This window comes from Streptomyces odontotermitis (assembly GCF_050510915.1).
GTDB lineage: Bacteria > Actinomycetota > Actinomycetes > Streptomycetales > Streptomycetaceae > Streptomyces.
Map to the genome: position 1 here is coordinate 296,890 of NZ_JBNJLS010000006.1, position 11,846 is coordinate 308,735.

The following is an 11,846-nucleotide window of genomic DNA, read 5'->3' on the forward strand; positions in this document are numbered from 1 at the left end:
TCCGGTGGAAACTTTTCCGCGGTATCGTCGGCCGCATGGGGAAAAAGCTTCAAAGCGAGGAACGGCTCAGGCCGGTCGATCTGGCCCGCGCCCACGGTCTGTCCACGCAGGCGATCAGGAATTACGAAGAGGCCGGCATCCTTCCGGCAGCCGCTCGCACCCCGACCGGCTACCGCACCTACACCTCGCTGCACGCCGCCGCCCTGCGCGCGTTTCTCGCCCTCGTCCCCGGCCACGGCCACCCCACGGCGACGTCGATCATGCAGACCGTGAACAGGGACGAGCTCGAGGAGGCGTTCCGCCTCGTCGACGAGAGCCACGCCCAACTCCTCGACGACCGGCGGACCCTCCAGGCCGTGGAGCGCGCCCTGCAAGGACTGGAACCGGCCACGGTCCAGCAGCCCGGCGCGGCGACCGGGGCTGCGAGCCGGTTCATCGGCCCCCTGGCGCAGGAGCTCGGCATCCGCCCGGCGACGCTCCGCACCTGGGAACGCGCCGGACTCGTGCGCCCGCGCCGCGACCCGCACACCGGGTACCGCGTCTACGACGAGGCCGACGTACGGGACACCCGGCTGACGCACCAACTCCGGCGCGGCGGCTACCCGCTGGACCAGATCGCCCCGCTGATCGCCCAGGTGCGGGCGGCGGGCGGCCTCGAACCGCTGGCGGCCACCCTGCGCGACTGGCACGGACGGCTGTCGGCCCGCGGACGCGCGATGCTGACCGGGGCCGCCGAACTGGACGCGTACCTGCACGAACGCGCCCGCTGAGACGTACGAACCGCTGAGACTTGCAGGCGGCTGAGACTTACGGGATGTCGACGACGGCTGACAGGCTGGCCGGGCACACGCGCCCCGCTGCGCACCCGGTGCCTCCTGGCACGCGAGACGAGAAGGAGGGCCCGGGATGCCCGAGAAGCTGACGCTGTCGACGTGGCCGACGCCGATGGAGCCCGCACCCCGCCTGGCCGAGGCCGTCGGGCTGCACGCCGACGACCTGTGGATCAAGCGCGACGACCTGACCGGCCTCGGCGGCGGCGGAAACAAGGTCCGCAAACTGGAGTGGCTGGTCGCCGACGCCCTGGCGCAGGGCGCGGACACCCTCGTCACCACCGGCGGCCCGCAGAGCAACCACGCCCGCCTCACCGCCGCGGCCGCCGCCCGCACCGGCCTCGACGCGGTCCTGGTGATGCCGGACGCCGCGCCCGCCCCGCCCCCGGTCGCCGGGAACCTCCTGCTCGACGCCCTCCTCGGAGCCCGGATCGTACGGGCCGAAGGGGCGTCGGGCGCCGCCGAGTTGACCAAGGCGGCGGAGGAGACCTGTGCGGCGCTGCGCGCCCAGGGCGCCCGCCCCTGCCTCGTCCCCTTCGGCGGCTCCAGCGCGCTCGGCGCCCGCGGCTACCTGGCGTCGGGCCGGGAGATCCTGGACCAGCAGCCCGGCGTACGGCACGTCGTCACCGCCCTCGGATCCGGCGGCACCATGGCAGGACTGCTCGCCGCCCTCGGCCCCGGCTGCGTCCTGGGCGTCGACGTCGGCGCCCTGCCCGACCCGGCGGCCACGGCCGCCGCGTTCCTCGGCGAACTCACCGGCCGCGCACAGCCGGTGGCGGAGCTGCGGGTGCGCGGGGACCAGGTCGGCGAGGCGTACGCGGTACTGCACCAGCCGGTCCTGGACGCCCTCACGACCGTCGCGGCCACCGAGGGCATGATCCTGGACCCCGTCTACACCGGCCGCGCCGCCGCCGGTCTGATCGCCGCCGTACGCGAGGGCGACATCCGCCCCGGCGAACGCACCGTGCTGCTCCACACCGGCGGCCTGCCGGGGCTCTTCGGCCACGGGGAAGCGGTGCGCAGGGCAGGGGAGTTGCTGCGGATCCAGCCCTGAGTCCGGGGCCGGTGAACGATCAGGCGAAGCGGCCGCCGTGGCCGGAGCGCCCCTCGGGGACAGACACCAGGCTCACCGCCACGTGCTCGCGTACCTCGTCGTCGAGCGCTCCCGCCACGGCATCGGTGATCGCGGCGACCAGGCGCGCGGCCGTCCTGCTCTGCCCGCCCCGCCCGCTCTATCCCCTGTAGCCCCGCAGCAGTGCGCCGAGGATGTCGGTCAGCCGGGGGCCGACGTCGACGACGGCGTGGGCCAGGTCCGGGTCCGACTCGTACAGGCGGCGCAGTTCGGTGCCCGGTGCGGCCATCTGCCACAGCGCCCCGGCCATCGACGTGGCCGTGGCGACGACGTTGACGGCCTGCTCCGGATCGAGCGGGGCCACCTCGCGCAGCGCCTCGCTCACGGCCCTGGCCTCGGCGACCGCGGTCAGCTTGAACGAACGGACCGTCTCCATCGAGACGTTGCGCTCCAGGTTCAGCGGGGTGTGGGCGAGCAGGTCGCAGAACAGGGGTCGGGCCACCAGTGACTCGGCCAGTACTTCGGCGACCGCGGTCAGGTCCGCCCCTTTGCCGCCGCCGTCGGCGAGCTGCCCGCGCACCGCCTGCGACCACTCCACCCACCCGGCGGCGGCCAGTCGCAGAAAGATCTCTTCCCGCGTCTCGAAGTAGCGGAGCATCGCCGACTTGTGCATGCCGACCTCGGCGGCGATGTCGGTCAGCGTCACCGACCGGATGCCCGCCGCCGTGGCCAGGCGGGCCGCCGCGTCGAGGATCGCGGCCTCGCGGGCGCGCTTGGCCTCGGGGCTCCGGGCCCGCGTGGGCTGACTCTGACTCCTGCTGCTGGCCATGGCGGCATCGTAGCGCAACGAGGTTGCGCTATTAACGAAACGGTGTTTTGCTATCTGCATGACAACCCAGACGTGGTTCATCACCGGTACGTCCCGCGGCTTCGGCCGCTCCCTCGCGGTCGCCGCTCTCCAGGCCGGTGACCAGGTCGTCGCCACCGCCCGCAGGCCGGAGCAACTCGCCGACCTGGTGCAGCAGTTCGGCGACAAGGTCCTCGCGCTCGCCCTCGACGTGACCGACGCGGAGGCGGCCGCCGCCGCGCTGGAGGCCGCCCAGGGCCGCTTCGGGCGCGTCGACGTGATCGTCAACAACGCCGGGTACGCGAACGTCGCCCCGGTCGAGACGGCCCCGGAGGACGACTTCCGCCGCCAGTTCGAGACGAACTTCTGGGGCGTGTACAACGTCTCCAAGGCGGCCCTTCCCTTGCTGAGGGCCCAAGGCGGCGGCACCGTCGTGCAGTTCTCCTCCATCGGCGGCCGGGTGGGCGGCACCCCGGGCCTCGGCTCCTACCAGGCGGCCAAGTTCGCCATTGACGGGCTCACCCGTGTCCTCGCCACCGAGACCGCGCCGTTCGGCATCCGCTACCTCGTCGTCGAGCCCAGCGGCTTCGCCACCGACTGGGCCGGCTCCTCCATGGAGATCCAGGCCGTCCCGGAGGAGTACCAGAAGACCGTCGGCGCCTTCACCGACCGGGCCCGCGACGCCGGCGACCCGGACCGCGCCGCCGACATCCTCGTCCGCACGGTCAAGCGCGACCACCTCCCCGCCCACCTGCCCCTGGGCGGAGACGCGGCACGGATGGCGCTGGACCACGCGCGGCGGCAGCTGGCCGAGGCCGAAGCCTGGCAGGAGGTGTCCGTCTCCGCCGACTTCGGCGCGGAGCACCCCGTCGAACTCCCGGCGGATGTCGCGTAGGGGAAGGCGGTGCCCGCGCGGGCGGACCTGTCGCTCACTACGTCTGGACGTAACCCTCCCTGAGCGACCCGCCCACCAGGTCCAGAACCGCCTCCGCCGCCGCTGCCAACGGCCCCGGGTCGCCCCGCTCGGCCACGAGCCGGTGCCCCTCCAGGAGCGCGGTGCCTCGCGGGGTGTCGGCGCCCAGCAGCCTGCGCGGCAGCCACTTGCCGATGCCCGTCCAGACGCCGTGGTGCGCGGTCAGGAGATGGGCCGCCTCGCGCACCGTGTGGTCGGCCACGGCGAGTTGGTCGTAGCGGTCAGTCCTGGGGGTGTCGAGCAGGTCGTCCATGAAGCAGGTGAGGAGATAGCGGCCGCGAGCCCACTCGGCGGAGGTGAGCGGGACGGGTCCCGCCGCGAGAACGGTGCGCGCCTGCGTGCGGACGCGGGCCAGGTCGCCGTGCGGGTCCAGCAGGGGCAGGCCCTGGGCGTAGATGTGCACGAGGGTGCCTCTGCGGTGGGTGCGCTCCCGCTCGAAGGCGTCGCCGACGTCCGCCACGGTGTGGAGGAACAGCTCGGCCAGGCGGCCCTCGTGGCGGATGACTTCACGGCGGGAGGCGTCGTCGTGGGGGAGGAGGACGGCAAGGTCCAGGTCGCTGAGGGGAGTTGCGCGCCCCTGGGCGGCCGAGCCGCCGAGGACGGCGCCCAACGCGTGGGGGAAGCGGGCCGTGACCAGGTGGAGGGCTTCGTCCGTTATGGCGGCGGTAGCAGCGGGCATGGGGGAGTTCTGACTGTTCATGCGTGTTGATCGTGCCAGCTCGGCCGGGCTTTCACAGCGCCGTCAGCGGCTGATCCCGGTCGAGTTGGACCCCTACGCCCGCGGTGGCCCCCGAGAGCATGCCCCACAGCGCGTTGCTCAGGAAGTCGGTCAAGTCGTCGGTGGAGCTGCGTGATTCGGGGTGGTTCACCCAGCGGTTGACCACCGCGTCCACCAGGCCGACCATGCCGAACGCGAGGTTGAGGCTGAAGCCCTTGGGTGCCGGCGCGCCGTCGAGCAGGCGCTCGGCGTAGATGTCCAGGAGCCGCGTCAGGCGCAGGGCGATGGCCGTGCGCGTGTCCGTGACCACGCGGGAGTTCGCGGGGCGGCGGCTGGCCGAACCCGTGCCGAGGAACTGGTGGAGGCGGGGGTGTTCCGCGGCCCAGCCCACGTAGGTGGCGACGGCGCGGCGGATGGCCTCGCGGATCGTGCCCTGGGGGTCGAGGGCCGGGGACAGCGAGGCCATCAGGTCGTCGAGGATGCGGGCGCGGATCTGTTCGTCGAGGTCCTCGCGGCTGCGGAAGATCCGGTAGACGACCGAGCGGGGCATCCCGGCCTCGTCGCCGATCGCCGCCACGCTCACCGAACTCCCGTCGCGGCCAATGGCGTTGAGGGCGGCGGCGAGGACCCGGTCGCGGCGCTCGGCGCGATGGTCGTCCCACCGCGTGTCCCGGCCGTCCGGGCGTTCGTCCGTGCGCGTATTCCTCTTCACCACGGCGAGGATCCTACGCCGCGGCCGTGATCATGCAGGGACCCCGGGATCATGCAGCGTCCCCGGGGCGCGACGGTCAGTGGCGCAGGTCACATTCTGAGCGGTACCTGCGACAGAGTGACACAGGTAAATTGCGGGCACAGACGGAGGAGGAGCCGCCCGGCCCGACGCGGCACCCGGAAGCGGCAGTTGGCGGGTGGCGGCTCCGTGGCGAAGGCAGGCACGGGCCCGTCGCGAGCGCACTCCCAGCACCACCCCGGCACAGCCCGATCGGAAGCAGCGGCACCAGGTACCAGGCACCAGGCAGCGCGCAACAGGCAGCAAAGGGGACGGACATGGAGCACCAGCACGCCGATGTGGACGTCGACGTACTGATCGTCGGCGCAGGGGTGTCCGGCATCAGCGCGGCCTGCCACCTGCGCAAGGGCAACCCCGAGACCTCGTACGTGATCCTGGAGCGGCGCGGCAGGATCGGCGGCACCTGGGACCTGTTCCGCTACCCGGGCGTGCGCTCGGACTCGGACATGTACACCTTCGGCTACCGCTTCCGCGCCTGGCGCGGCACCAAGGTCCTCGCCGCGGGCCCCGACATCCGCCGGTACGTGCAGGACACCGCCGACGCGCACGGCGTCTCGGAACACATCCGCTTCGGGCGCCGGGCCGTCAGGGCCAACTGGTCCAGCGAGCACGGGCGTTGGACGGTCGAGGTGCAGGACGAGGCCGGCGGCGAGAGCGAGGTCTACACCGCCCGCTTCCTCCTCGGCGCCACCGGCTACTACGACTACGACTCCGGCCACCACCCCGAGTTCCCCGGCGAGGGCCGCTTCGGCGGCACCCTCGTCCATCCGCAGTTCTGGCCCGAGGACCTCGACCACACCGGTAAGCGCGTGGTCGTCATCGGCAGCGGCGCCACCGCCATCACCCTGGTCCCGGCGATGGCCGCCGACGCCGCGCACGTCACCATGGTGCAGCGCTCACCCACGTACATCCTGGCGCTCCCCGAGGACGACCCCGTCTCGCTCGTCCTGCGCAGGCTGCGCGTCCCGGCCGGGCTCGTCCACCGGGTCGGCCGCACCCGCAACATCGCCATGCAGCGCGGACTGTACGCCGCCTGCCGCAAGGCCCCGCGCCTCATGCGCACGGTGCTGCTGCGCGCGGTACGGGCCCAGGTCGGCCCGCAGGTCGACATGCGGCACTTCACGCCCGCGTACAAGCCCTGGGACCAGAGGCTGTGCGTCGTGCCCGGCGGTGACCTCTTCCGCGCGCTGAAGAGGGGGAAGGCGTCGGTGGTCACCGACCACATCGACACGTTCACCGAGACCGGCGTCAAGGTGAAGTCCGGCGAGGAGATCCCCGCCGACATCGTCATCACCGCGACCGGCCTGCGCATCCAGCTCGTCGGCGGCATGGAGCTGACCGTCGACGGACGCCCCGTCAACCCGCGCGAACACGTCCTCTACAAGGGCGTGCTGCTCGACGGCGTCCCCAACATGGCCGTCGTCATCGGCTACACCAACGCCTCCTGGACCCTCAAGGCCGACCTCGCCAGCGCCTACGTGAGCAGGCTCCTCACCTACATGGAGCGGCGGGGCCTCACCCAGGTCACGCCCGTCGCCACGGACGCCGACCGCGCCGACGTGTCCGTCATGGCGGAGTCCCTGTCCTCCGGATACATCGCCCGCGGCGACGCGATCATGCCCCGCCAGGGCACCCGCGACCCGTGGCGGATCTGGAACAACTACTACCGCGACCGCAAGACGCTGCGGCGCGCCCCCATCGCGGACCCCGTCCTCCGCTTCGACCGCGCGGCGACGCCTGCGGCCCCCCACCACGAGAGCGATCAGCAGGACCGGACCCAGGTGGCCTGACCGAGAGAGCGAGGGACGACGAACGATGAGCACCTCACCCACGTACGAGAACACCGGCGCGCCGACGCGGCACGACACCGGCAAGAAGCCGCCGCACGACACCGCACAGCATGCGCCGCACGACACCGGCAAACTGACGTACCACGAGCGGCTGCAGACCCTCTCCGAGGCGTCGGTGCACATCCACTTCGACGCGTTCACCGACATCGACTGGGACCACCCCGACTTCGCCATCGACCCGACCGACCCCCGCTGGGTGCTCCCGGACGCCGACCCGCTCGGCGCCCACCCCTGGTACAAGAGGCAGCCCCTGGAGGTCCGCACCCGCATCGGCCTGTGGCGGTACGCCAACATCGTCAAGGTGGGCATGCAGTTCGAGAACGTCCTCATCCGCGGGGTGATGGACTACCTCTTCGCGCTGCGCAACCAGAACCCCGAGTTCCGCTACCTCACCCACGAGGTCACCGAGGAGTGCCACCACACGCAGATGTTCCAGGAGTTCGTGAACCGCTCGGGCGCCGACGTGCCCGGCGGACGCCGCTCCTTCCGCGTGGTCAGCCGCTTCCTCCCGCTGGCCGGATCCCTGCTCCCCGAGTCCTTCTTCACCGGCGTGCTCGCGGGCGAGGAACCCATCGACCACGTCCAGAAGGCGATCCTGCGCGGCGGCGCGGACATCCACCCCCTCATGCGGCGCCTGATGCAGATCCACATCGCCGAAGAGGCGCGGCACATCTCCTTCGCCCACGAATTCCTGCGCCAGAAGGTCCCCGGCTACGGAAAGGCGCGCAAGGGCGCCCTGTCGGTGGCGTTCCCGGTCATCATGCGCGTCCTCGGCGACGTCATCGTCGTCCCCGACCGCAGGACCGCCGCGAAGATCGGCGTGCCCCACTGGGTCATCAAGGACATCTTCTGGAAGTCCCCCGACGGCCAGAAGCTGCTCCGCGACCTCTTCTCGGACGTACGGATGCTCGCCGAGGAGATCGGCCTCATGAACAGGACCTCCCGGCGGGTGTGGCGGATGCTGCGCATCGACGGCCGCCCGTCCCGCTACCGGGGCGAGCCCGCCCCGCGCAACGCCTGAACCCCTGACCGGCGCCCCCCGACGCGCCCGCAACGGGGCCCGCCCGGCCGCCCCCCCCCGGCTCTCGCAGTCCTTGAACGGAGATTCCCTCCCCATGCCCTACGTCGTCACCCGGTCGTGCTGCGCCGACGCGTCGTGTGTGCTGGCCTGCCCGGTCAACTGCATCCACCCCGCCCCCGGTGAACCGGGCTTCGGCGAGACCGAGATGCTCTACGTCGACCCGCGCACCTGCGTGGACTGCGGCGCCTGCACCACGGCCTGCCCGGTCGACGCGCTCAAGCCGCACACGCAACTGGCCCCCGCAGAGCTGCCGTTCCTCGAACTCAACCGCGCCTACTACGACACCGCACCGCACGCCGACCGCACCCCCATGGCGCTCGTCCCCGCCGGACGCCGCAAGCCCGAGGGCGAGTTGAGGGTCGCCGTGGTCGGCGCCGGACCGGCCGGACTCTTCGCCGCCGACGAACTGCTGCGCCACTCCGGGGTCGGCGTGACCGTGTACGACCGGCTGCCCACCCCCTACGGCCTCGCCCGCGCCGGGGTCGCCCCCGACCACCAGGACACCCAGCAGGTGGCCCGGCTCTTTCGCGCCATCGAGAGCCAGCCCGGCTTCACGTACCGCCTCAACACGGAAGTCGGCCGCGACCTCCACCACGAGGACCTGGTGCGCGACCACCACGCCGTGATCTACGCCGTGGGCGCCGCCACCGACCGCCGCCTCGGCATCGACGGCGAGGACCTGCCCGGCAGCCACTCCGCCACCGACTTCGTGGCCTGGTACAACGGCCACCCCGACCACAGCGCCACCACCTACCCGCTGGACGGGGAACGGGCGGTCGTCATCGGCAACGGCAACGTCGCCCTGGACGTCGCCCGCATCCTGACCACCGACCCCGAGACCCTGGCCCGCACCGACATCTCCGACAGCGCCCTCACCGCCCTGCGGGCGAGCCGCATCCGCGAGGTCGTCGTGCTCGGCCGCCGCGGCCCGGCCGAGGCGTCGTTCACCCTCCCGGAACTGATCGCCCTGGCGGCAGTCGACGACATCGACATCGTGGTGGAGGGCTGGCCCGAGGACGTCGAGGCGGAGGCCACGCCGAAGACGAAGATCCTCGCTGAACTCGCCGCCCGCACACCGGTGAGGGGGCGCCGCCGCATCGTCCTGCGCTTCCTGACGAGTCCGGCGCGGATAGCCGGCGGGGGAGCGGTGCAGGGCCTGGAAGTCGTACGGAACGAACTGCGCACCGACGAGGACGGCACGGTAAGGGCGGTCTCCACGGTGGAAGTTGAGCGCAACGAGCCCCTTGAGCCCCTTGAGCCCTTTGAGACCCTTGAGGCCGGGCTCGTGCTGCGCGCGGTGGGCTACCGCGCCCAGCCCGTGGCGGGGCTGCCCTTCGACGAGGCGACCGGCACTGTCCCGCACGAGCGGGGCCGGGTCGAGCCGGGCGTCTATGTGGCGGGCTGGATCAAGCGCGGCAGTACGGGATTCATCGGCACCAACAAGTCCTGCGCACAGGAGACGGTGGCCGCCCTCCTCGACGACTTCGAGGCGGGTCGGCTGACTGCCTCACCGTCGCCCGCCGCGCGGCCCCCGGGGGCCGTCGGGCTCGACGGCTGGCGGGCGATCGACCGCGCCGAGCGAGCCGCGGGTGCGCGCGCGGGACGCCCGCGCGTGAAGATCGTGGAAGGGGAGGCGCTGCTCGATGCCGCGCGCCCGGCGGCAGGGCGCGAGACGCGTGCACCCGTCAACTCCCGTCGGCCTCAAGCCTCTTTGCAGGGCGAGGCCGACGGGAGCTGAGGGTGCGATGCGGGACGGCCGGGTACTACAGGCCGCGCGTGCAGTAGTAGGGGATCCAGCCGCGGATACCCCGGTAGGAGATCGGCTTCCAGGTCTTGGACTTGTGGCCGCAGAGGTTGTAGGACCCGCCCTCGGAGGTCGAGCCCGTCGAGCATGCCTTGGAGCCCTTGGGGAGCAGACCGAGCGCGGTGCCGTTCACCGCCTTGGTCTTACGGATCTTCACGCTCTCGGCCGCCTCGACGTAGACGCACTCGGCGGCGGAGGGGGAGGCGGACGCGGCCGTGGTGCCGGCGGCCTTGGGCGTGCCGGCCACGGCGACACCACCGGTCATGGCGGACCCGATGAGGGCAATCGACGCGATGGCGGGAGCTATCTGCCTGAGTCTCATATGTCGTCCCCGTCTTGTTTGTTGTCGGAATGTGTCCGGGGAGATCCACATCCATCCGGACACGATCAAGAGTCGAACACGTTAGCGCACGGCGCCTCGTGTGCCTCAACGGACCCTGGGGGAGGGGACGGTGGGGCTCTGGCTCCACGCTCCTCCGCCCTCTCCGAGCGGCGCCTCCCTCCTCTGAGTCGCCTGCCCTCAGCTGTCCCTGAGCCACTTCAAGGGCGGCGTCGCTGAAGGCGCGGACGCGGGCCGTCGCGCCGTCGGAGCGCCAGAGCAGGCGACTCAGAGGGATGAGGCGCCGCCCGGCGGGCGAAGGGGTGCCCCGCCGGAACGGCGAGCATGCGTGCCTCCCGTACGAGAACCGGGCCCATGGCCACGTCCTCCTCCCGCACCGGATGGCAGGCCGGCGCGAGATCCGCCTCACCGGCGCGCAGCCACGGCAGGACCTCCGACGGATCGGCCTCACGGATCCGGACGTCGCAGTCGGGGTGCCGGTCACGGAACAACTGCGTGACGCCGACGAGGAGTTGCCTCGCGGCCGGTCCGTTGAAGGCGACCCGCAGCGCGCCGGTCAGGCCGCGCCCGGAGTCGACCGCCCGCTCGAACGCCGCGGTGATCTGCGACCAGGCGGGGCGTATCCCCTCGTACAACTGCCGCCCCGCCAGCGGCAGTTCGACACGGCGGCCGGTGCCGGCGCCGAGCTGGACTTCCGCCCGGCCGCCGCCAAGTGGGGCGCCAAGCCGCCGCTGATGAGCGGGCGCGACACCATCGTCACCACGATCCTGGGCATGTTCACCGGCCGTGTGGACACCACCCACCAGGTCACCAACCCGCGCATCTCCATCGACGGGGACACCGCACGCCTCACCGCCCTGGCCGAGGCCCAGCACCTCCTCGTCGCAGACCCGGCCAAGCACGCCCTCCTGAAGAACCCCTACGACGTCGACCTGGTGCGCGAGGACGACCGCTGGGTCATCCGGCACCTGCGCATCGACAACACCTGGTTGACCGACCGGTGACCCGACCGCCATCTTCGGCTGACGCGACGCGGCAGGCCCGGGTACGCGTGGTTCATGCCTCCACGAGGGCGGCCAGGTTGTCCAGCGCCATGCGGGTGCCGGTCTCGTTGTCGGCGGGGGCGATCGCGTCGGGGATGCCCTCGTGGACGATGACGACCTCGGTGCCGCCGTCGACGTCGGTCAGGGTCGTGGTCAGCGTCATGGCGCCGCGCAGTGCGGGGTCGTCGGTCTCGAACTCCATGACCTCGACCACACGCTCGTCCGGGACGAGTTCGGTGAAGTGGCCGTGGTACGTGTCCGTGTGCGAGGCCGACTTGCCGGTCTCGCCCGGCGCGTCATAGGTCAGCGAGATCCGAAAGGCGCCGCCTACGCGGGCGTCGAACTCATGGACCTGGCTGCTCATGCCGGACGGCACCCGCCACCTCACGATCGCCTCGGCGTCCACGAGGGCTCGGTAGACGACGGTGCGCGGGGCGTTCACGCGCCGGGAGATCCGCGTGGAGTACATGGCCTCGACCTTAAGTCTCGAACTCTCCT

General features: G+C 72.1%; 13 protein-coding genes. 7 read left to right on the forward strand and 6 right to left on the reverse strand.

Annotated elements, in window-relative coordinates:
- Positions 1–35 precede the first annotated feature (35 nt).
- Both ACQB60_RS20055 and ACQB60_RS20060 read left to right on the forward strand, forming a co-directional pair.
- The gene (locus ACQB60_RS20055; RefSeq protein WP_496927380.1) at positions 36–770 is read left to right on the forward strand and encodes a TioE family transcriptional regulator; all 735 of its coding nucleotides are present in this window, start codon (positions 36–38) and stop codon (positions 768–770) included.
- A gap of 136 nt (positions 771–906) precedes the next feature.
- On the forward strand, positions 907–1,884 hold the full coding sequence (locus tag ACQB60_RS20060) for a pyridoxal-phosphate dependent enzyme (RefSeq protein WP_496927381.1): 978 nt from the start codon (positions 907–909) through the stop codon (positions 1,882–1,884).
- Positions 1,885–2,062: 178 nt separating this feature from the next.
- On the opposite strand, the gene ACQB60_RS20065 is transcribed toward ACQB60_RS20060, so the two are convergent.
- A complete protein-coding gene (locus tag ACQB60_RS20065) occupies positions 2,063–2,731 on the reverse strand; it encodes a TetR/AcrR family transcriptional regulator (RefSeq protein WP_496927382.1) in 669 nt (222 codons plus the stop codon).
- 58 nt (positions 2,732–2,789) lie between these two features.
- Between ACQB60_RS20065 and ACQB60_RS20070 the strand changes: the two genes are divergently transcribed.
- Complete coding sequence (locus ACQB60_RS20070) at positions 2,790–3,644, forward strand: SDR family NAD(P)-dependent oxidoreductase (RefSeq protein WP_496927383.1); 855 nt, start codon at positions 2,790–2,792, stop codon at positions 3,642–3,644.
- Between the two features lie 37 nt (positions 3,645–3,681).
- Here ACQB60_RS20070 and ACQB60_RS20075 read toward each other — a convergent pair whose 3' ends face one another.
- Both ACQB60_RS20075 and ACQB60_RS20080 read right to left on the reverse strand, forming a co-directional pair.
- A complete protein-coding gene (locus ACQB60_RS20075; RefSeq protein WP_496927384.1) occupies positions 3,682–4,422 on the reverse strand; it encodes a nucleotidyltransferase domain-containing protein in 741 nt (246 codons plus the stop codon).
- A 31-nt stretch (positions 4,423–4,453) separates the two neighbouring features.
- Positions 4,454–5,155 carry a TetR/AcrR family transcriptional regulator gene (locus ACQB60_RS20080; protein ID WP_496927385.1) on the reverse strand — a complete coding sequence of 234 codons (702 nt, stop codon included), beginning with the start codon at positions 5,153–5,155 and terminating at the stop codon, positions 4,454–4,456.
- A 332-nt stretch (positions 5,156–5,487) separates the two neighbouring features.
- Here ACQB60_RS20080 and ACQB60_RS20085 point away from each other — a divergent pair, with 332 nt between their 5' ends.
- The 3 genes from ACQB60_RS20085 (at position 5,488) to ACQB60_RS20095 (ending at position 9,899) form a co-directional block, all read left to right on the forward strand.
- A complete protein-coding gene (locus tag ACQB60_RS20085; RefSeq protein ID WP_496927386.1) occupies positions 5,488–7,020 on the forward strand; it encodes a flavin-containing monooxygenase in 1,533 nt (510 codons plus the stop codon).
- A gap of 25 nt (positions 7,021–7,045) precedes the next feature.
- Positions 7,046–8,101 carry an AurF N-oxygenase family protein gene (locus tag ACQB60_RS20090; protein ID WP_496927387.1) on the forward strand — a complete coding sequence of 352 codons (1,056 nt, stop codon included), beginning with the start codon at positions 7,046–7,048 and terminating at the stop codon, positions 8,099–8,101.
- Between the two features lie 94 nt (positions 8,102–8,195).
- Entirely contained in the window at positions 8,196–9,899 is a 1,704-nt protein-coding gene (locus ACQB60_RS20095) for an FAD-dependent oxidoreductase (protein ID WP_496927388.1), read from the forward strand.
- 25 nt (positions 9,900–9,924) lie between these two features.
- Here ACQB60_RS20095 and ACQB60_RS20100 read toward each other — a convergent pair whose 3' ends face one another.
- Entirely contained in the window at positions 9,925–10,287 is a 363-nt protein-coding gene (locus tag ACQB60_RS20100; protein WP_496927389.1) for a hypothetical protein, read from the reverse strand.
- Between the two features lie 218 nt (positions 10,288–10,505).
- Positions 10,506–11,108, reverse strand: coding sequence for a LysR family transcriptional regulator (locus ACQB60_RS20105; protein WP_496927390.1), 603 nt, complete (start codon positions 11,106–11,108; stop codon positions 10,506–10,508).
- On the opposite strand from ACQB60_RS20105, the gene ACQB60_RS20110 reads away from it, so the two are divergent.
- Positions 11,040–11,309: a nuclear transport factor 2 family protein gene (locus ACQB60_RS20110; protein WP_496927391.1), complete on the forward strand. Its 270-nt coding sequence runs from the start codon at positions 11,040–11,042 to the stop codon at positions 11,307–11,309. The genes ACQB60_RS20105 and ACQB60_RS20110 overlap by 69 nt on opposite strands.
- A gap of 52 nt (positions 11,310–11,361) precedes the next feature.
- Here the strand turns inward: ACQB60_RS20110 and ACQB60_RS20115 are convergent, their stop codons facing one another.
- Positions 11,362–11,817, reverse strand: coding sequence for an SRPBCC family protein (locus ACQB60_RS20115; RefSeq protein WP_496927392.1), 456 nt, complete (start codon positions 11,815–11,817; stop codon positions 11,362–11,364).
- Positions 11,818–11,846: the final 29 nt, after the last annotated feature.

Bases quoted from the DNA above. Each gene is read 5' to 3' on its own strand.
- ACQB60_RS20065 (WP_496927382.1), bottom strand. From the start codon at position 2,731: ATGGCCAGCAGCAGGAGTCAGAGTCAGCCCACGCGGGCCCGGAGCCCC.
- ACQB60_RS20070 (WP_496927383.1), top strand. From the start codon at position 2,790: ATGACAACCCAGACGTGGTTCATCACCGGTACGTCCCGCGGCTTCGGC.
- ACQB60_RS20085 (WP_496927386.1), top strand. From the start codon at position 5,488: ATGGAGCACCAGCACGCCGATGTGGACGTCGACGTACTGATCGTCGGC.
- ACQB60_RS20100 (WP_496927389.1), bottom strand. From the start codon at position 10,287: ATGAGACTCAGGCAGATAGCTCCCGCCATCGCGTCGATTGCCCTCATC.
- ACQB60_RS20115 (WP_496927392.1), bottom strand. From the start codon at position 11,817: ATGTACTCCACGCGGATCTCCCGGCGCGTGAACGCCCCGCGCACCGTC.
- ACQB60_RS20095 (WP_496927388.1), top strand. From the start codon at position 8,196: ATGCCCTACGTCGTCACCCGGTCGTGCTGCGCCGACGCGTCGTGTGTG.
- ACQB60_RS20110 (WP_496927391.1), top strand. From the start codon at position 11,040: ATGAGCGGGCGCGACACCATCGTCACCACGATCCTGGGCATGTTCACC.
- ACQB60_RS20075 (WP_496927384.1), bottom strand. From the start codon at position 4,422: ATGAACAGTCAGAACTCCCCCATGCCCGCTGCTACCGCCGCCATAACG.
- ACQB60_RS20055 (WP_496927380.1), top strand. From the start codon at position 36: ATGGGGAAAAAGCTTCAAAGCGAGGAACGGCTCAGGCCGGTCGATCTG.
- ACQB60_RS20090 (WP_496927387.1), top strand. From the start codon at position 7,046: ATGAGCACCTCACCCACGTACGAGAACACCGGCGCGCCGACGCGGCAC.
- ACQB60_RS20060 (WP_496927381.1), top strand. From the start codon at position 907: ATGCCCGAGAAGCTGACGCTGTCGACGTGGCCGACGCCGATGGAGCCC.